16 protein-coding genes and 1 tRNA gene are annotated in these 18,401 nt (G+C 61.1%); 3 read left to right on the forward strand and 14 right to left on the reverse strand.

The genetic code is table 11. From position 1 onward, the window contains the following. Window positions 1-196: 196 nt before the first annotated feature. From SM755_RS12730 to SM755_RS12745, 4 genes are all read right to left on the reverse strand, one after another. The gene (locus SM755_RS12730) at window positions 197-976 is read right to left on the reverse strand and encodes a DUF5677 domain-containing protein (protein ID WP_323172988.1); all 780 of its coding nucleotides are present in this window, start codon (window positions 974-976) and stop codon (window positions 197-199) included. A gap of 425 nt (window positions 977-1,401) precedes the next feature. Beyond that, window positions 1,402-1,713: a hypothetical protein gene (locus SM755_RS12735; protein ID WP_323172989.1), complete on the reverse strand. Its 312-nt coding sequence runs from the start codon at window positions 1,711-1,713 to the stop codon at window positions 1,402-1,404. A gap of 521 nt (window positions 1,714-2,234) precedes the next feature. Beyond that, window positions 2,235-2,465, reverse strand: a complete 231-nt coding sequence (locus SM755_RS12740) for a hypothetical protein (RefSeq protein WP_323172990.1) — start codon at window positions 2,463-2,465, stop codon at window positions 2,235-2,237. A gap of 88 nt (window positions 2,466-2,553) precedes the next feature. Further along, window positions 2,554-2,626, reverse strand: a tRNA-Pro gene (locus SM755_RS12745). 82 nt (window positions 2,627-2,708) lie between these two features. Here SM755_RS12745 and SM755_RS12750 point away from each other — a divergent pair. Next, window positions 2,709-2,963: a pro-sigmaK processing inhibitor BofA family protein gene (locus SM755_RS12750; protein ID WP_006826727.1), complete on the forward strand. Its 255-nt coding sequence runs from the start codon at window positions 2,709-2,711 to the stop codon at window positions 2,961-2,963. A gap of 165 nt (window positions 2,964-3,128) precedes the next feature. On the opposite strand, the gene SM755_RS12755 is transcribed toward SM755_RS12750, so the two are convergent. Beyond that, entirely contained in the window at window positions 3,129-5,195 is a 2,067-nt protein-coding gene (locus SM755_RS12755) for a DEAD/DEAH box helicase (RefSeq protein ID WP_323172991.1), read from the reverse strand. A gap of 125 nt (window positions 5,196-5,320) precedes the next feature. After that, complete coding sequence (locus SM755_RS12760) at window positions 5,321-5,866, reverse strand: hypothetical protein (protein WP_323172992.1); 546 nt, start codon at window positions 5,864-5,866, stop codon at window positions 5,321-5,323. Window positions 5,867-6,252: 386 nt separating this feature from the next. On the opposite strand from SM755_RS12760, the gene SM755_RS12765 reads away from it, so the two are divergent. Then, a complete protein-coding gene (locus SM755_RS12765; protein ID WP_323172993.1) occupies window positions 6,253-6,819 on the forward strand; it encodes a MarR family transcriptional regulator in 567 nt (188 codons plus the stop codon). A 204-nt stretch (window positions 6,820-7,023) separates the two neighbouring features. Beyond that, on the forward strand, window positions 7,024-7,677 hold the full coding sequence (locus tag SM755_RS12770) for a hypothetical protein (protein ID WP_049903394.1): 654 nt from the start codon (window positions 7,024-7,026) through the stop codon (window positions 7,675-7,677). Between the two features lie 77 nt (window positions 7,678-7,754). Here the strand turns inward: SM755_RS12770 and SM755_RS12775 are convergent, their stop codons facing one another. The 8 genes from SM755_RS12775 to SM755_RS12810 all read right to left on the reverse strand — a co-directional run bounded on the left by SM755_RS12775 (window position 7,755) and on the right by SM755_RS12810 (window position 18,213). Further along, entirely contained in the window at window positions 7,755-8,876 is a 1,122-nt protein-coding gene (locus tag SM755_RS12775; protein WP_323172994.1) for an ABC transporter substrate-binding protein, read from the reverse strand. Between the two features lie 122 nt (window positions 8,877-8,998). Further along, on the reverse strand, window positions 8,999-9,904 hold the full coding sequence (locus tag SM755_RS12780; RefSeq protein WP_323172995.1) for an ABC transporter ATP-binding protein: 906 nt from the start codon (window positions 9,902-9,904) through the stop codon (window positions 8,999-9,001). Next, on the reverse strand, window positions 9,904-11,013 hold the full coding sequence (locus SM755_RS12785; protein ID WP_323172996.1) for an iron ABC transporter permease: 1,110 nt from the start codon (window positions 11,011-11,013) through the stop codon (window positions 9,904-9,906). The genes SM755_RS12780 and SM755_RS12785 overlap by 1 nt, the downstream gene beginning before the upstream one ends. 131 nt (window positions 11,014-11,144) lie before the next feature. Beyond that, window positions 11,145-11,510: a cupin domain-containing protein gene (locus SM755_RS12790; protein ID WP_323172997.1), complete on the reverse strand. Its 366-nt coding sequence runs from the start codon at window positions 11,508-11,510 to the stop codon at window positions 11,145-11,147. Between the two features lie 78 nt (window positions 11,511-11,588). After that, window positions 11,589-13,430: an acyl-CoA carboxylase subunit beta gene (locus SM755_RS12795; protein WP_323172998.1), complete on the reverse strand. Its 1,842-nt coding sequence runs from the start codon at window positions 13,428-13,430 to the stop codon at window positions 11,589-11,591. A 3-nt stretch (window positions 13,431-13,433) separates the two neighbouring features. Further along, window positions 13,434-15,233, reverse strand: coding sequence for an acetyl-CoA carboxylase biotin carboxylase subunit (locus SM755_RS12800; RefSeq protein ID WP_323172999.1), 1,800 nt, complete (start codon window positions 15,231-15,233; stop codon window positions 13,434-13,436). A gap of 9 nt (window positions 15,234-15,242) precedes the next feature. Then, window positions 15,243-16,409: an acyl-CoA dehydrogenase family protein gene (locus tag SM755_RS12805; protein WP_323173000.1), complete on the reverse strand. Its 1,167-nt coding sequence runs from the start codon at window positions 16,407-16,409 to the stop codon at window positions 15,243-15,245. A 127-nt stretch (window positions 16,410-16,536) separates the two neighbouring features. Beyond that, on the reverse strand, window positions 16,537-18,213 hold the full coding sequence (locus tag SM755_RS12810) for an AMP-binding protein (RefSeq protein WP_323173001.1): 1,677 nt from the start codon (window positions 18,211-18,213) through the stop codon (window positions 16,537-16,539). Between the last annotated feature and the right edge of the window lie 188 nt (window positions 18,214-18,401).

Consider the following 18,401-nt stretch of genomic DNA (forward strand, 5'->3'; position numbering starts at 1 on the left):
TGAACGGCCCATATCGGCCCAAACTCGGCCGAACCTGTCGGCCCACCAGAGAAGAATCCTATCTCGCGGCGTCGATCGGCACGGAATATGCACACGGCCTGCTTGAACTCGTGTGCATATTCGGAAACTGATCTTGTCACCGTGCGACCCCGAGGTGAATTGGTTGAATAAGGAATTACCACGAAATTATTTATTTTCACCAATACTCAGATGGGGAAAGATATTTCAAATCTCCTTTCATAAATGTGGGCACGCCTGAATCAAGAGTCAATCTCACAGATACGAAAATAGGGTCAATAGCCTGGAAGAGGTCCATATAAGCAGAAGTATTAGAGAAAGTTTGTACATATTGTGAAGCAAGTCCAAAAACAAAAATTAGACCAAATCGGAATAAATCTCCTTCCTGAGAATGTGTCCATGATCCATCGTTCGACATTGATGTAATCGATTGTGGATGTGACCCGATATTACTCAAGTGATCGTACATATCTGAATACGATTTATCAACTTTTCCTAATTCGCCTTTTTCGTTCCTCCGTACGCCGGAAAGGTATTCAGTTAAATATATAGTATTGAAAAGATTGGAACTTTCCTCACTGTTCCTTATCTTCTTAACTGCTTTTTCATACTTTTTCTTAGCTCTCTTTTTATCCCTATTCAACCCGCGAAGAATAAGGTACGTCTCCAAAAGGAACCTAACTCGACCATATGCCGCAGTGTAACAATGGTGTTTCACTAACCAGTATAGGCTTTTGAGAGCATTTACACCCCGAAGTTCCATCATTAACTGAGACTTGTGCTCGTTTTCAATTTCATCACTGAATGTCTCCATAACTCCGTCATGAACATCTTGAAAACTCTGTATGTTTGTCAAATAAGTGCTGGCAAGATTATAGTTCGGATGTCTATAAGTATAATCCTCACTATTTCTAATCAAAGCTCCTTCTAAAGGTTCAAAATCATTCTTATAATACATCCCTTGATTATCAAGGTGGCTGAATATTAATAATTGCGGTCTAGCAATTCACTGTAAAAGACTAGCTTAGATACATGAATAGTGAGTTCATCTAACCCAGATTAGCCAGAATAGTTATAGAAACCTTGTTGATGAATTCCTATGACGAAATTCAGACCCCCGCTTCAAGTGCTTCATCTGGAACTCGGCGTGCGGAGCAGGGGACGGGGCGGTGTAATTTTTTGGCGCTGTCCCCTTGGGGACACCCGGCAAGGGGCGTTTCGCGCGCAGCGCGAAATCGACCCGCATGCGGCGCGGCGCGATCAGGCTGCCGGCCCCGGCCTTGAGCCGAGGACTACAACCAGAACTGGATAGTCACCGATAGAATACAAACTGAGTTGCTGAAAAGAAGTGTCGAGAGAGCGTTGCCACTCACGAGGGCTGCGCTACCAGTCGGCGATCGAACCCACGCGGTGGCAGTCTTTCCCGCCGCCAGGTGTCCGCCAGACCATTGATACCTTACTGAACGGCACTACATCGTTCCCTGAGTGCTGCCAGGCATCTATCGCCTCCTGTGCGACCTGGCGGGCGTTTTCGAAGCTATCGCGCTTCAGCAGTGAGAGAATCACGTCGATACGGAGCTTCTTCGGATTCCCGTTCGCGTCGTACTCGAGTTCAGCGGCGAGGTCACGATCGCCGCGCTCGAGCGCGTCACCACTGGCCTTCGAACTCTCCAGCGCCGACGCTCGAGAACTCATAGCGGTCCCTCCCGCGCGTCACGTACGGCTCGCGTACAGTCCGTACAGAGTCGTCGAAGCCCGGTGATTCGGTCACCGCACCGTTCGCACTCGGCTGATTCGACGAGGTGGCTCATCGCGAACCCCCTCCATTTCGCGTAGAGTTCTCAGATTGTGAGTCAGGTTGTGTAGTTCCGTTTTCACTCTTTGGCAAGAGTTGTAAACAGCTAGTCTGTTTATGGGCGTTTATTCCCCATTCCAAACTGGCCTCGTAGGCACCCTGCAACCCACTACGAGACCGAATTCCACCAGCATCTGCAAACGCAGATTTCGTCATTTCGGCAGGGACTTCGTCCCTGTTTTCCCGATCCCCCTTCATTGCAGGCACCACAGTACCGTCTACATCGACCCCGCCGTCCGTTCGGGCCTCCTGGTTCTCAATCGCCTGCCGAACTTCCTCGTCGGTCGCTTGGTGGGCTGGATGGGCGATGGGCGTCTGACTCTCGAGGTCGTACAGCCGACTCGCAGGAACGAACGCCGGCTTACGCATCGGCCTCACCTCCGTGACGGCCGGGTGAGGTTTCCGGATCGGGGACCGGAACGTCGACGCCAGCTGCAGACCCGCGGGTCAGTCGCGCGTACGAATCGCAATCACCGCAACGGTGTGCCCGGTCCTGGTCGTCGCCGAAGACGCGCCGGAACCGATCAGTGACGTGGGCTCCGCAGTGGCGACAGCAGCCGCTGGTAGAGTGTGGGCGGAACGCTACCGACATCCCGACCACCCCCAGAATGCGGTGGCTGGTCGATGTGAGAGCGGTGAGCGCAAAGCGGCAAAACCAGCCGCTTCACTTATATACCGTATGGGATCGCCCGGATTTGAACCGGGGTCACGGGCACCCAAGGCCCGAAGTATACCAGGCTAACCCACGATCCCGTATCAACCCTTTTGAGTGGAGCCCATAAAGGGTTTCGTTCCGTTCCGAATGGTTTTGTTCCTTGCCACGCTAGTGTCGCCTATGGTTACAGGACTCGAAATCCTCCTCCTGGTCCTCGTCCTCGCCGTTATTGTCGGCGCGTCGACGATTGTCCAGACCGTCCGCCCCTTCATCGTCAACGCCGTCGTTGGACTCATCGCGTTATTCCTCGCGCAACTGTTTGGCCTTCCAGTTGCCGTTACGCCGATCGTCCTCGTCATCGTCGCGATCGGCGGCTTCCCAGGTGCCCTGCTCGTCATGCTCCTGTCGGTGTTCGGGGTCGCATTCGTCCCCTGACAGCTGACCGCCACCGTTCTCTTCGCACCGCTCTGCTATCCCCCCTCTGCTCTTCGCTTTCCGCTATCCACTGTCCACTCGACACTCAACCCTAAACCGCCGTACTCTCTTCACCTGAAAACGACACAACGACACGCTACTCGACCAGCCACGCAACTCACCCCGTCACAACTCCGCATCGCGAAGTTCGATATCCGCCACGAGTTCAGCCGGCGCGGCGTCCTTGCGGATGCCGTCGAGCAGGGTGAACGCTTCGTCCGGTGCCAGGAAGTGCTCCGTGACGACGCGCCCGAGCGGTGTCGGCTCGAAGCCGTCGATGAACTCGTACTGGAGGAGTTTGCCGATGGCGTGTTTCGTCGGGACATCGCCGAGCATGCGGTCGTTGAGCGCCTTCGCGGCTTTGCCGCCGACGGTGATGTTTGCGAGCGTCTCCTCGATTGCGGCGCGTTCGTCGTAGTGGGTCATCACCGACTCCATCTCGCCTTTCAGGAGTGTGAAGGCGACTTCGTCCTCGGACATCTCCATCGAGTTGTGGTAGGCACAGTCGGGTTCGACGAGGACGTAGACGGTCCCCTTGTCGTGGTAGTCCGGGCGGCCGGCGCGGCCGAGCATCTGGTGGAACTCCTGGACCGAGAGCCACTCGATGCCCATCGCCAGCGAGTCGAAGACGACCTGCGAGGCCGGGAAGTCGACCCCTGCCGCGAGCGCGGCGGTCGTGACGACGGCAGACAGTTCCTGGTTGCCGAACTGCCGTTCGACCGTTTTCCGGCGCTTGTAATCCAGCCCGGCGTGATAGGGTGCCGAGGAGTACTCGAGCTTTCGGGAGATTTCGTGACACCGCCGGCGCGAGTTCGTGAAGATGATCGTCTGGCCCCGATATCCCTTGGAGGATTCCGTGTCGAACTCGCGTTTGACGAGTTTGTTTGCGACGCGGACTTTCTCCTGGCCGTCGGCGAAGGTGACGTGGCGTTCGATGGGGACGGGACGCTCTTCGAACTCGATGAGCGTCGATTCCAGCGCGCCGGCAAGGTGTTCGGGGTTGCCGACGGTTGCAGAGAGGTAGACCCATTGGGCACCCTGGTAGTCGTCGCGGCGCTGGGCCCGCTGCTCGCAGGTGTGCTTGAGTCGCGAGATCAGCCCGTCCAGTCGGTGGCCGCGCTCCTCCTCTTTTAAGGTGTGGACCTCGTCGATGACGACGGTACCGATGTCGCCCATGTCCTTGCCCGTTCGCAAGGCGTGATCGATCCCTTCGTAGGTGCCGACGATGACGTCGGCGTTGGGGTCGAATTGGTTGCCGCTGTCGGCGATCCGACTCGCCCCGACGCGAATGGAGACGTCGACGAGGTCGCCGTACTCCGCTTTGAAGTCCTCGTGTTTCTGGTTGGCGAGGGCGACGAGGGGAACGAGAAAGAGCATCTTCCCCTTGCCGTTGAGAACGCGGTTGATTCCGGCCATCTCGCCGACGAGGGTCTTCCCGGTGGCCGTCGCCGAGACGACCATCTGATCCTCGCCGTCGAAGAGACCGTTTTCGACGGCGAGGCTCTGCACCGGCAGCAACGTCTCGAACCGGTCCTCGAGCAACCCCTGTAGTCCCGGGTGCAGGTTCAGCGAATCCACGCGAACGGGATCGACCTCGTCGGTCGTCGCCGAGATGGTATCGAACTTCGTCAGGTCTGGATCGAGTCGCCCCTGAAGCAGGTTGACGATCCGATCTAGGTCCTGCACTTCGAGCATGAGGTCCTCGAGTCGGTCCTTCGCTGCCCCCGTCACTTCGCCGCCGCCCGAGTAGGACAGTTGGCGCTCGAGTTCGCGGCGGGCACAGTCCTGGCAGATCCAGTCCGCATCGTCTTTGACCGCCGTCTCCGTCGTAATCGGTGAGTAGCGCCCGGCGGAGGCGCAGTAGCGACAGGTCCGAACGGTCTTGGCTTTGTCCGCGAGCTGGTAGCCCGACAGCATCTCGGTCAGTTCCTGGCGGCCCTCTCGGGAGGTCTGCTCGGAGATCCGAATGCGCTTTGCGCGGCGTGCGAGTTCGATGAACTCGTCGGGTTGGCGCGGCTCTTCGCTCGATCCGTCTTTGAGACGGAACTTGGCGGGGCGAGGGCCGGCCGACGTTTCGGAGAGGCCGAGCTTCGCACGGAACAGCCGCTTGCCGTCCCGTTGGACGACGAGGAGATAGTCGCCGCCGGTTTCGTGGCAGAAGATCGTTTCGACCTGCTGGACCTGCTTCGACACGAGACGTGATACACGCGTGGCGTACTTGAGCGATTCGGACTCCGGCAGTTGTCGTCGCGCGTCAGAAAGTGAATGCACGTCGGTGTCTGTATCAGATTCGGTCGTTCCGATTCGTTCACGTCCGGCTATCCTGACCCTGTCCCACGAGCGCCATCGTTCTCCGAAGTAGTCGCAGTAATATCGGTCACTGTCTCGTTGACCGCATCGACCGCAACCGAATACGTCGTTTGCTGTCCTTCCTCTTGGAGAACCACTGTTGCAGTTGTCGTATCGAGATTTGGCGGTGTCGTTTGCCGGATTCGGATTTCGTTTTCGCTGGACGCGGTGACTTCGAATGCTGTCTGGTCGCTTTCTGCGGATCGGGGTTCTTCCCCTTCTCTGTACGACAGATCGAGTGCCACCCGCGTCGAGATATCATATTCGCTACTGTTGGCAATGAGTGACTGAACGGTCTCGTTGGTTCGAACGATTTCTTGTACGTGCGTTTCGTTCGAGATCGCTGGTTTGTCTTCGAACGCGGACTGGTTGACCGGTGGCGACTCGACCGTAATCTCGATGCCACTGTCGTTGCGGGCAATTCGGAGCCGTTCGTCTTTCTCGTCCGACATCGTGTATATATCGACTGGATCGGTGAACGGTTCCGACTCCAGAGAGACGGCTTCGTCTGTCACGTGTACTTCTGCTGCAGGGGTTCTATCGGCCGTTCCATCGATACCTGCGCTTGAGAGGACGAGAGCGAAAACCATCCCGACACAGATCAAACTCAGTATCCGAGCTGAACGGCCTCGAAGGATCGACTGAATCGTATTTCTGTCCATTATCTGCCGGTCCGCTCTCGAAGCGTGATCTGTATCTCTGTGCGAAATACTATTTAACAATTTATTTCACACGTGTTTCACACGCGTTTCACTCGTGTTTCGTGACTGTTTCAGATAGTTTCATTCCCGCTATGGCTGCAGTATGTCGCCTCTATCCGCGATATTTGCCTATCAAAACGCGACAACCGTGAAATCCTCAATCTTATAATCATAATCGGCTCAACCATCAGTCACGAGCAATGAAGACACGTCTCCGCCTCGGTTCCCGATTGGTTGCGGCGACCCTCGTTGTCGCAGCGTTCTTACTGTGTCTGCAGTTATTACATCCGTCACCAGTCGTCGTTTCCGTTAGCGGATCGAGTTCGGAGACGACACGCCTTCCCGGCTTTTTTGCGTATCGTGATGTCGGTGTCGTCCTCGTTACGTCGTTCGTCCTCGGTGCATGCAGTACGTACCTCTTTCTCGACTGGCGGGCAGAAACGGAGCGCTCTCCAGCGGAAGACGACGCGGAGCCGACTTCAAAACAATTGGAAGTTGAAGACGAACCCGGTTCAGTAACGATATCCGACGAACTCCTCGAACGACGACACCGTGAGTGGGACACGATCGCACCGAAGCTTTCTCAAGCGGAACGAGACATCTACGAGCAGATCCCCGACGCTGATGGCGTCCTTGAGCAGCGTCTCATCGTTGCGCAGACTGACCACTCAAAAGCGACTGTCAGCCGGAAACTCGACCGCCTGGAAGGGAAAAATCTCGTCGAAAGACGGCGTCGAGGGATGGGAAAGGTCGTGTTCCTTCGCTGAGTCCGACATCGTAACGGGTGTAACAGCTGTTTCAGTTGCTCTGCACGAGTTTCGGAACGGCTTTCCAACTATTGTTTATATGTTGTTTCTTCCAAGACTTATTTGAGGTCGGTCCGGAACTGACGAGAGTGGCAGTAGGTGACGAGATCTGGTCACGGGTTGCTGTGGTACCGGTTCGGGTCGATCTCAAATATATTGACAACCATGAAACGAAATCGACGCTCGCTGATGCTCGCGCTCGTCACGATGATGACGCTCGCGCTCAGCGTTGGCGGTGTTGTTGCGAGCGATAGTATCGACGCCGACGTTTCGATCGTCGGTGCGGACGATGCCGAGACGGGATCCGATGACGAGTTCACGATCGAGCGAGTCGACGAGACCGACTTCGAGGAAACATCGATATCGGTCATCGATGCTGATACGAACGCGTCCACTGATGAATCAATAGCCATCACGACCGACGACGAAACGACGGTCCTCGAACCACCAACGAACGATACCCGGACGATCGCAGCCGACGAGTTCGACGTGACAACCGTCGACGGAGACGGTGCGGACGACGCCGGTCCGACTGCAACGTACGACATTGACGGGACGATCGATCCGGGTGAGGGGACCGCATACGGTCCGCACTCGCTGGCTGCAGGTGAGTCCCTGACAGTGGACGTCTCGTGGGATGCCGCCGATTCCGATCTCTGTCTCGGTCTCATGGCTCCCGATGGCGAGATCGTCTGCGCCGAGGAGTCGAACGGACAGGGCTCTGTTACCGTCGAGGTCGAGGAGTCCGGTGACTACTACGCGTTCGTCGGCAACGAGGGACCGTACACGGCCGCATATACGGGTCACTATCGGGTCTGAAATTCGATCGCCGGAAAAGCGTCTCCGTTTTTGCGTTTTTATCGTCGACGGCCACCGGTCCACTTTCGAGTTCGGCGTTACGACAGTTCGCCGGCGACGATATCGCCGACGCGGTCGCGGTCGAACAGTTCCTCGTCGACGCCGTAGACCTGCTGTGCTGCGCGTTCGGTCAGCACCAGGTTGACGATCGGCCCCTGATGGAGCGGGCCGCCGCGGTAGACGTCGCCGTTCTGGACGGCCGTCAGCTCACTGGCGACGTTGTGGTTCTCCATGTGCGAGACGACCGTGTCGCTGAACTCGTCGGCGCTTTTCTGCTCGTGGGCGCGGATCAACAGCACGTCCGGGTCGATCTCGAGGAGCAGTTCGTAGTCGACTTCGGTCCGGCCGGCGTGGAAGTCCTCGACATCCGTTGTTGCGAACGCGTCCTCGACACCCAGATCCCGCCACTGCTTGAAGCTCGTCCCCTCGTCGATGAGGTACGGCGAGAACGTCTCTGGCTCCTCGGCCGGCTGGGGCCACATGATGGCGACCGACGGTCGCTCGTCTTCCGGCGGGACGATATCGTCGAGTTCGTTCTGGAACTCGTCGTGGAGGGTCTCGAAGGCCTCGTAGCGATCTTCCTCCTGGAATACCTGCGAGAGGTACTCGAAGGCTTCGTACAGCGTCAGGTAGTCATAGTCGTGCCACTCGTAGCCCCGCGAGAAGATGCTGTTGCCGAAGAAGGGCGTACCCGTGTTTTCGATGGTTTCGATGTCATCCTCGGTCCAGTTATCGGTTCGACCGCGGATGAAGTTCGGATCCATGATGAAGATGTCCACGTCCTCGCTGAGTTCCAGAAACTCCTCCGTGGTCAGTTCGTCCCCCCAGAGAGAGTCCATCCCGACATCCTCTTTGTCGACGCTCAGGCCCGGGATCTCCTCGTAGTGTTGCGTGTGAAACCGCTCGGTGAGGTAGACGGCTTCTGGCGGATCCTGGCCGAGCGCGACGCCCATGCCGGCCCAGGTGCCGTTGTTGGCGGCCCACGTTTCCGGAACGCCGGAGAACTCGACGTCGCCAACTGGCGGCATCGACACCGTGTATTCGTTTTCCTGGTCGCTCTGTCCGAGGGAATCGAGACAGCCGGCCATCGCACCCACGCCGGCGATTGCACCACTGGTTCGAAGGACGGTTCGTCTCGTCCACCGTCGTTGGTCGGTCATCACGGTTTAGGTGAGCCTAAAATCATAAAAGTGTTCCGAAGGTGGCCGTCTACCGGTTCGCTTCGGCGTCTCGAACGAGCGTCGATAGTCGGGCGTACCACCGATTCTCCCGCACGGAGGAACTATGACCGATTATCTGGCAGCGCTTGCTTGGGCAGGACCTGGAGTTCGGGCTCGTATTTGACGGTCGCCTCGACGCCGAAGACGTCGGCGAGCAACTGTTCGGTCACGACCTCCTCGGGCGGGCCCCAGTCGTAGAGTTCGCCGTCGTGGATCGCGACGAGGTAGTCCGCAAAGCGGGCCGCCTGCGAGATATCGTGCAGGATGACGGCCACGGTGACGCCCTTTTGCTCGTTCAACTGGCGAATCGTCTCGAGGACGCGGAACTGGTGGTGGATGTCGAGGAACGTCGTCGGCTCGTCGAGCAACAGCACGTCGGTGTCCTGTGCAAGCACCATCGCGATCCAGGCCAGTTGCTTCTGGCCGCCGCTCAGTTGTCCGAGTTCGGTGTCGCAGATGTGGTCGATTCCCGCGAGTTCGATCGCGCGGTCGACCGCACGGTGATCCTCCTCGCTGACCGAGTCGAAAAAGCCGCGGTGCGGGTAGCGGCCGTGATAGACGAGGTCTTCGACGGTGATCGAACCCAGCGAATCGTTCTCCTGTGAGAGGACGCCGAGTTCGCGCGCCAGTTCCTTCTGACTGAACGAGTCGAGGTCTTCTCCGTGGATCTGAACCGTTCCCGTGTCCGGTTCGAGGTGGTTCGAGAGGGATTTCAGCAGCGTACTCTTTCCGCTCCCGTTCGGACCGACGAGCGCAGTCACCGCGGCCTCGGGAATGTCGAGGCGAGCGCAGTCGACGATGGTTTCCTCGCTCGCGGGATAGCTGAGTTCGAGACCGTCGCCGACCAGTGCGCTTTCGACTGTCACGCCGTCGCTGTCGGTGATCTGCTCGTGTTCGTGTTCGTATTCCTGTGCCTGTTCTTGGTCGTGGTCTTGCTCCTCCGTCGCGGAGTGTTGCTGGTGTGCCATCAGAGTTCACCCATCGATTGCTGTTTGCGCATCAGGTAGAGGAAGTACGGGCCGCCGATCAGGCCGGTGACGATGCCAACGGGAATCTGAGTGCCGCTCAGTGCGAGCCGCGCGCCGACGTCGGCGGTGACCATCAACGCGGGGCCGGCGAAGAGACAGCCGACCATCAGCCGCCGGTAATCTCCGCCCAGCGTGTTGCGGACGATGTGGGGCACGACGAGGCCGAAGAAGCTGACGATGCCCGCGACGGCGATCGCGACGCTGGCCGCCAGGATCGCGACGGCCGAGAGGAAAAACCGAACTCGTTCGACCTGCATCCCGAGCGATCGGGCGGTGGTTTCGCCCAGCATCAGGACGTTCAACTGCCGCGAGCCGGCGAGTGCGATGCCGATCGCGATGATCGCCGGCACGATCGCGACCCGAACTTCTCCCCAGCCGGTGCCCGTCAGCGAGCCCGTCAGCCAGGCGATCGCCGTCTGGACGACTCCCAGGTCGTCCGCGAAGAAGAACAGTCCCTGCTGGAGCGACTGGAAGATCATGTTGACGATGACGCCGGCGAGCACGAGTCGGACCGGGCTCGTTCCCCCTTTCCAGGCGATCATGTACACGACCACGAACGCGACCGTTCCGCCGAGAGCGGCGACCAGCGGCAGAAGATGCGAGAGCCCGCTGAAAACGACGAGCGTCGCCAGGACGGCGAATCCTGCACCGGAGCTGACCCCCAGTATGAACGGACTCGCCAGTTCGTTTCGCGTTACCGCCTGGAAGATCGCTCCCGAGACCGCAAGCGTCGCGCCGGCGATGATCCCGACGAACACTCGCGGCAGCCGGAGATTCCAGACGACGACGCTCCCGGTGCTCATGTTCGGGAGTTCAGTGCCGAAGAGAAACGCCGACCACGCGTCGAGGCTGAAGATCACCGTGGGGTTGAAAACGGCTTTCCAAGCCTCGACAAACGTCATCGAGTACTCCCCGAAACTCACCTGTACCAATCCGGCAACGACGGTGATACCCACGCTTGCCAGACAAAAGAGGACGAGCCGCCCGGTCACCCATCCCTCCCGCTCCCGGACGGCCGCGTGCTCGTCGATCGACTGCGCTTCTGCCATCTAATTTAGGTAGCCCTAAAAAGGTTATAGTAGTTGCGGTTGCGAAATCGTATGTCAACGATGGACAGAACGATCCGGGCGCGACGGCCGGGGACGGGACCGACGCGTGCACTCGAGGACTACGAGCGGTCTCACTCGATCAGATCGATCTCGTCGTCGCCGTTTGGCACCGCACAGAGGAACGCACCCCGGTCGTCGCTCTCGTTTCGGTACCAGTGGACCGTTCCTGCGGGAATCAGCAGCGAGTCGCCGGCTTCGACCTCGTACTCTTCGTCGCCGATACCGACCGTATACGCTCCTTGCAGTACGTACTGCTCGTGTTCGACCTCGTTCGTATGTTCCGGGACTGTGGCTCCCGCCTCGAGTTCAAACCGGCGGATCGCGAAGTTCGGCGCGCCGTGCTCCTCGGCGATCAGGATGCCCTTTTCCAGGCCGTCCGCGGCATCCACGGCATCGTACTCGATCTCGTCTCCGGTGCGGATCAGCGGGTCGGTCATACCTGTCGCTTTGGTGGCCACGACTAAAACAGCATCCGATTCTCTTGTTTCCACTCGAAACCGACCGCGGCCGGACGCCTAGAGGATCGTCCCGTGTTTCTTGTCCGGCAGGTCCTTTTCGACCGTCTCGTAGAACGCAAAGCGGTTCTCGAGTTCATCGCGCAGTGAACTCGGCGGGACGATTTCGTCGATAACGACCTCGCTGGCCATCCGGTGGATGTCGATGTCCTCGCGGTATTCCTCGCGCAGTTCCTGCTCTCGCTCGGCGCGCTCGTCCGGATCGTCGATATCCGCGAGCCGGTTCGCGTAGACCGCGTTGATCGCGGCTTCGGGACCCATGATGGCGATCTCGCCGCTCGGGAGTCCGATCACGCTCTCGGGGTCGTAGGCCGGCCCGGACATCGCGTAGATCCCCGCGCCGTAGGCTTTGCGGACGACGACGGACTGCTTCGGCACCGTCGCTGAGGAAGTCGCGTAGATCATCTTTTTGCCCTGCTCTAAGATGCCGTCTTTCTCGACCTGCGAGCCGGCCATAAAGCCCGGCGTGTCACACAGGTACAGCAGCGGCACGTCGTAGGCGTCGCAGGTCCAGATGAACTCGGCGGCCTTCTCGGCCGCGTCGGGGAAGATCGCCCCGGCGCGGTGGTTGGGCTGGTTGGCGACGATGCCGATCGGTCGACCGTCGATCCGGGCGAAGGCCGTGATGATCTCCTTCCCGTACTCCGGCCGAAGTTCGAGCACCGAGTCGGCGTCGACGACGCGCTCGATGACGTCGAACATGTCGTAGCCGCGGTTCGGTTCCTGCGGGACGATGGCGTCGATGCCGTCGGGCGAGAGCCGCGGGGCCGTCCCCTCGGTTTGCGGCGGTTTCTCGTCGCTGTTGTCCGGCAGGTAGCCGATCAACTTCGCCACGAGTTCGCGCGCGTGCTCCTCGTCTTCGGCGATCAGGTCGGCGCTGCCGGAGTGGCGGGCGTGGACATCGGGGCCGCCCAGGTCCTGCAGGTCGATGTCCTCGCCGGTGACCATCTCGACCATCCGCGGCGAGGCGATGGCCATCGCGCTCACGTCCCGGACCATGACGGTGAAGTCGGCGAAGACGGGCGTGTAGGCTGCACCGGCGATACAGGGGCCGTAGAGCACGCATATCTGCGGGACGCGCCCGGAAAGCATCGAGTGGTTGTAGTAGTACTTTCCGATGCCCTCGCGGTTGGCGAAGAAGCCGGTCTGCTGGTCGATCCGGCCGCCCGAGGAATCCATGAGGTAGAGGACCGGACGGCCGGTCTTCAGCGCGCGCTGTTGCATCCGGAGGAACTTCTCGACGCCCTTTTCGGCCATCGAACCCGCCTTGACGGTGAAGTCGTTGGCCATGAAGTGTAAGTCCCGGCCCTCGAACTCGGCCGCGCCGGTGATGAGGCCGTCCGCCGGCAGGTCGTCGTCGTCGTCGTCGAAGTTGGCGAATTTTCCGTCCTCGAACGTGATGCCGCTCGTTTTGCCACCGCCCGACTCGTCGCCGTCGCCGAACCAGAGGTCGAGCCGATCGCGCACGAACAGTTTTCCCTGCTCCGGAAGGCGCTCTTTGTACTTCTCCGGGCCGCCCTCGAGTATCTCTGCGATCTCTTCGCGCAGGAGTTCCTCGCGTTCGGTCGGCTCGAGGTCGTCCTGCTCGCTCCCTCGGTCGCGGCTGCGACCGGCGCTTTGTACTGGTCCCGGACCGCTGCCGGCGCTCCCGGTTTCGGTTTCGGTTCCGGTTCCGCTTCCGTTGTCCGGCGGCGACGCGCTCGCGAGGAGTTCGTCGCCGGTCTCGGGATACAGATCGACAGATTCGCCGAAGTGTGCGGCGAGCGCCGTTGCAACCGCCTGTATCTCGCTTTCATCCTGTCCTCCCGTCTCCGTTACACTGAGTCTGAGTTCCATCGTCATTGCTCACTCCAGTACGATCAGCGGGTCGCCCATGTCGACCGAGTCGCCCTCGGAAACGGGAACCGCGGCGACGGTGCCGGCCCCCGGCGCGACCACATCGTTTTCCATCTTCATCGCCTCGAGCACGCAGACCACGTCCCCGCCACCGATCTCGTCGCCGGGTTCGACGTCGACCGAGAGCACGGTGCCTTGCATCTCGGCCGTGATGGCATCGCCGGCCGCGACCTGCTCGGTTGCGGCTGCGCCGCTGTTCGAACCTGAACTCGCCGATCCCGCCGACCCCGTGGATGCACCTGCGCCGGCTCCGCCGTTGTGCGCCACCCGCGGAAGATCGTCCTCGACGAGCACGTCGAACCGCCGCCCGTCGACTTCGACGACGAGTTCGTGCTCGCTCGCACTCTCGCCACCGCCCCCGCTTCCGGCCGCCGAGCCCCACCGCTCGACCGCCGCCGCGAGTTCGTCCGCACCGACCTCGCTGTCGAGGTAGTCGGTCGTGTGCTCGCCCGCGCGGAAGGTCGCATCGTCTAGCATGAGCCGGTGGAACGGCACGATCGTCTCGGGACCCGAGATATCGAAATGGCGAAGCGCACGCCGGGAGCGCTCGAGACACCGCTCGCGCGTCGGCGCGCGAACGATCAGTTTCGCGATCATCGAGTCGTAGTCGCCCGCGATTTCGTCGCCCTCGGTAACGGCGTCGTCGACGCGCACGCCAAGCCCTCCGGGCGGGACGTAGGTCTCGAGTTCACCCGGCGTCGGCGCGAACTCCGCGGCCGGATTCTCGGCGTTGATTCTGAACTCGACCGCGTGGCCGTCGATCGCAACGTCCTCCTGCGCGAACGGGAGTTCCTCGCCGGCCGCGATTCGCAACTGTTCCCGGACGATATCGATCCCCGTTACCTCCTCGGTGACGGTGTGTTCGACCTGGATCCGGGTGTTGACCTCCATGAAGTAGAACTCGCCGTCCTCCACGAGGAACTCGACGGTACCCGCGTTCGTGTAGCCCGCTTCGCGGACGCCGCGGCGGGCCGCCTCGCCGATCGACTCGCGAAGCGACGCGTCAAGCGCGGGACTCGGCGCTTCCTCGATGACCTTCTGGTGACGCCGCTGGAGCGAGCAGTCCCGCTCGCCGAGGTGGAGCACGGTGTCGTGCTCGTCCGCGAGAATCTGCACCTCGACGTGCTTCGGGGACTCGAGGTACTTCTCGACGTAGACGGTCGCGTCGTCGAAGTAGGCTTCCCCCTCGCGTTTCGCGCTCTCGAGGGCGTCTTCGGCTTCGTCCGCGCTGCGGACGATCTTCATCCCGCGACCGCCGCCGCCCCCGGCAGCTTTGATCGCGACCGGGTAGCCGAACTCGTCGCCGAGTTCGCGAACCTCTGCGGCGGAGTCGACGGGATCGCTCGTGCCGGGGACGACCGGCACGTCGGCCGCCTGCATGACCTGTCGGGCCGTCGTCTTCTCGCCGAGGGCTTCCATCGCCTCGCTCGGCGGGCCGACCCAGGTGATCCCCTCTGCGTCCTCGACGCGGGCGGCGAACGCGGCGTTTTCGGCGAGAAAGCCGTAGCCCGGGTGAATCGCATCTGCGCCCGCGCGGTCGGCGGTCTCGAGGATCGTCTCCTGATCGAGGTACGATTCGCTCGCCGGCGCGGGGCCGACGTTGTACGCCTCGTCGGCGAACTCGACGTGGCCCGCGTTGCGGTCCGCGTCGCTGTAGATCGCGACGGTGTCGATTCCCAGTTCTTCACACGCCTGCATAACGCGCACGGCGATTTCGCCGCGGTTCGCAACGAGTAGTTTGTCGAACATGCTAGTAGATCAATAGGACTTCGGGAATCCGAGCTGCTGGCTGATGTGGTTGTACGCCATCTGCTGGGAGACCGGTGCGAGTCGGGTCAGATTGATCTCGCGCCACCAGCGCTCGACGTCGTACTCCGTGGCGTAGCCCCAGCCGCCGAAGGCCTGCATGGACTGCTTGACGGCCTCGATGCCGGCTGCGACCGCGGTCGCCTTCGCGACGTTGGTCTCGTAGCCGCACTCCTCGCCCTGGTCGTAGCGCCAGGCCGCCTTCTCGCGCATGAGCGCGGCGGTCTCCATCTGTGCGTATGCCTTCGTGATCGGGAACGAGACGCCCTGGTGGGAGCCGATCGGCGCGTCGAACACCTCCCGCTCGTTAGCGTACTCGATCGCCGTGTTCGCGGCGAGCTTGCCGATCCCCGTCCCCGCCGCGGCGAAGCCGATCCGCTCGGGGTTGAGCATGTCGACCAGTACCCACCAGCCGTCATCCTCGTCGCCGAGTATGTTCTCGGCCGGGACGCGGACGTTCTCTAAGAAGACTTCACAGGACTTCGAGTAGTTGATCCCGTGCTTCTCGATCGGCGAGACGTCGATGTTCGGGTCGTCCATATCGACGATGAACAGGCTGATCCCGTCCGTCCCGCGGTCGACCTCCTCACGGGGCGTCGTCCGCGTGACGATGATCATGTTCTCGGCGCGATCCGAGAACGTGATCCAGGCCTTCTGGCCGTTGAGGACGAACTCGTCGCCGTCCCGTTCGGCCTTCGTTGCCACGTTCAGCGTGTTCGTCCCCGCCTCGGGTTCCGTGATCCCGATCGAGAAGTTGCGCTTCCCGTTCGCGATGTCCGGGAGGTAGGTCTCCTTTTGCTCCGCGGTACCGTACTCGCGGATGCCGACCGCGGCCATCCCTGCGGTGAGGACGAGGTACCAGGTTCCGGCCATGCCACAGCCCTCGGCACAGAGGGTCTCCATCGCCAGCCCCATTTCCTGCATCCCCATGCCAGCACCCTCGTACTCCTCGGGGATCAACAGGCCGTGAAAGCCCGCGTCCGCGAGTTCAGCCCAGAAGGCTTCGGAGAACTCGCCCGCTCGTTCTTTCTCGCGCCAGTGCTCGGGTCCGTACTCGGCGGCGACGTCGGCCGCCGTCTGTCGGATCATCTCGCGTTCCTGCGTGGATTCGAAGTTCATGGTGTTCTTCGTTGTGTCTGATTTCGTCGTCGCTGTCTCGCGTCGGTTCGGGTCTCGGTAGTTGTTCCTCGGGACCCGCCATCCGCTGCTTGCTGCTTGCTACTCGTTGCTTGCTACTTGCGACTCGCTATTCGGCCTCCGCCGCCGCCTCGTCCTGTAACTCCGTCCGTCGAATCTTCCCCGTCACCGTCTTGGGCAACTCCTCGCGGAACTCGACCTCACGGGGGTACTCGTGGGCGGAGAGTTCGGATTTGACGTGGTCCGTGATCTCGTCTTTGAGCGATTCCGAGGGCGTCGCGTCGCCGCCCGGCACCACGTACGCCTTCACGATGTTGCCGCGCTCGCGGTGGGGCTTCGGGACCACGGCCGCCTCCGCGACGGCCTCGTGCTCGCCGAGTGAACTCTCGACCTCGAAGGGGCCGATGCGGTAGCCCGAGGAGAGGATCACGTCGTCTGCCCGCCCCTCGAACCAGAAGTAGCCGTCCTCGTCCTTGTGCGCGAGGTCGCCCGAGAGGTACCATTTACCGTCGGGACCGTCGACGAAGCAATCGGCCGTCTTGTCGGGTTTCTCCCAGTACTCAGCGAAGAAGCAGGGGTAGTCCCCGCGCTGGGCGATTTCGCCCGTCTCGCCGGGGTCGAGCACCGCGCCGGTTTCGGGATCGACCACGTCCGCCTCGATGCCGGGCAGCGGTTTGCCCATCGATCCCGGACGGACCTCCATCGTCGGGTAGTTGTTGATGATCATGTTCCCCGTCTCGGTCTGGCCGTAGGTGTCGTGGATGGTGACGCCGAGGGTCTCCTCGCCCCACTCGACGACGCCGGCCGAGAGCGGTTCGCCGATCGACAGCGCATGGCGCAGGTCGAGTGCAGTGCCCTCGAGAACGCTCTCGTTCTCCCGGAGCATCCGGTAGGCCGTCGGCACCGAGAAGAGGACGCTGATCGGGTAGGTATCGAGCAGGTCGGCCCACGTCTCGGGGTCGAACTCTCCCTCGTAGGTGAACAGGGCAGTGCCCCAGAACCAGGCTCCGAGCGTGTTGATGGGGCCGGTCAGCCAGCCGAGGTCGCCCGTTGACCAGTACAAATCACCCGGCTGGAGGTCGGCGGCGTAGCGCTGCGTCGTGGCAACGCCGACAACCCACCGGTGTTTGTGGAGGACGCCCTTCGCCAGTCCGGTCGTTCCGCTGGTGTAGTACAACAGCGCGTCGTCCTCGCCGCTCGTCTCGGCCGTCTCGTACTCGCGGCTCGCTCGCTCCATGGCCGCGTGGTAGCTCACGTCGCCGCGGCGCAGCCCCGTTCCGTCGTCGCTGACGACGATGACGTGCTCGACCGACGGCGCGTCTTCGAGCGCGGCCTCGACGGTATCTCGGTTGTCGGCGGTCGTGATGACCGCCTTCGCGTCGCAGTCGTCGAGCCGGTAGGCGATGCCGTCCGGCCCGAACCGCTCGTTGACACCGCCGAAGACGGCACCCCGCTTGAGCGTCCCGACGAGCGCCACGTAGTGAGCCGGAACGCGCGGCAGATACGAGAAGACCCGGTCGCCGCGCTCGATTCCGAGTTCAGCGAGGAGATTCGCGAACCGGTTGGTTCGCTCGGCGAGTTCCCAGAAGGTAAGCGTCGTCAACTCGCCGTCCTCGCCGACCTGGTAGAGCGCCACCTTCTCCTTGTTGTCAGCGTGGCGATCGCAGACCTCGTGTGCGATATTTATTCGCTCGGGGGCGTCCCAGTCGGCTTCCTCGTAGCTGTCGTCCCACGAAAACGCTTGGCGCGTCTCGTCGTAGGCCGGCAGGTTGTGGTCCGCTGGCATACTCCGAAGCGGTTACTCCGGTCGTGATAACTGTTCCGGTAATTTTTGCGCCATCGAGCGGAACAATGAACGCTGATCGCTGCCAAGAAAGCGAACTACCCCGACGCCCGCTTGCGTAAACAGTTTCGTATACGCAAGACACGGCTACGACTCTCCCTCCAAACTCGATCGCGAATCGAACTCGCAGA

Origin of the sequence: Natrialba sp. PRR66 (assembly GCF_034808065.1) — an archaeon.
In the GTDB taxonomy this organism is placed as follows: Archaea; Halobacteriota; Halobacteria; order Halobacteriales; family Natrialbaceae; genus Natrialba; species Natrialba aegyptia.

Coding starts and splice junctions, on each gene's coding strand:
- SM755_RS12730 (WP_323172988.1), bottom strand. CDS start 976: ATGTATTATAAGAATGATTTTGAACCTTTAGAAGGAGCTTTGATTAGA.
- SM755_RS12735 (WP_323172989.1), bottom strand. CDS start 1,713: ATGAGTTCTCGAGCGTCGGCGCTGGAGAGTTCGAAGGCCAGTGGTGAC.
- SM755_RS12740 (WP_323172990.1), bottom strand. CDS start 2,465: ATGTCGGTAGCGTTCCGCCCACACTCTACCAGCGGCTGCTGTCGCCAC.
- SM755_RS12750 (WP_006826727.1), top strand. CDS start 2,709: ATGGTTACAGGACTCGAAATCCTCCTCCTGGTCCTCGTCCTCGCCGTT.
- SM755_RS12765 (WP_323172993.1), top strand. CDS start 6,253: ATGAAGACACGTCTCCGCCTCGGTTCCCGATTGGTTGCGGCGACCCTC.
- SM755_RS12770 (WP_049903394.1), top strand. CDS start 7,024: ATGAAACGAAATCGACGCTCGCTGATGCTCGCGCTCGTCACGATGATG.
- SM755_RS12775 (WP_323172994.1), bottom strand. CDS start 8,876: ATGACCGACCAACGACGGTGGACGAGACGAACCGTCCTTCGAACCAGT.
- SM755_RS12780 (WP_323172995.1), bottom strand. CDS start 9,904: ATGGCACACCAGCAACACTCCGCGACGGAGGAGCAAGACCACGACCAA.
- SM755_RS12785 (WP_323172996.1), bottom strand. CDS start 11,013: ATGGCAGAAGCGCAGTCGATCGACGAGCACGCGGCCGTCCGGGAGCGG.
- SM755_RS12790 (WP_323172997.1), bottom strand. CDS start 11,510: ATGACCGACCCGCTGATCCGCACCGGAGACGAGATCGAGTACGATGCC.
- SM755_RS12795 (WP_323172998.1), bottom strand. CDS start 13,430: ATGACGATGGAACTCAGACTCAGTGTAACGGAGACGGGAGGACAGGAT.
- SM755_RS12800 (WP_323172999.1), bottom strand. CDS start 15,233: ATGTTCGACAAACTACTCGTTGCGAACCGCGGCGAAATCGCCGTGCGC.
- SM755_RS12805 (WP_323173000.1), bottom strand. CDS start 16,409: ATGAACTTCGAATCCACGCAGGAACGCGAGATGATCCGACAGACGGCG.
- SM755_RS12810 (WP_323173001.1), bottom strand. CDS start 18,213: ATGCCAGCGGACCACAACCTGCCGGCCTACGACGAGACGCGCCAAGCG.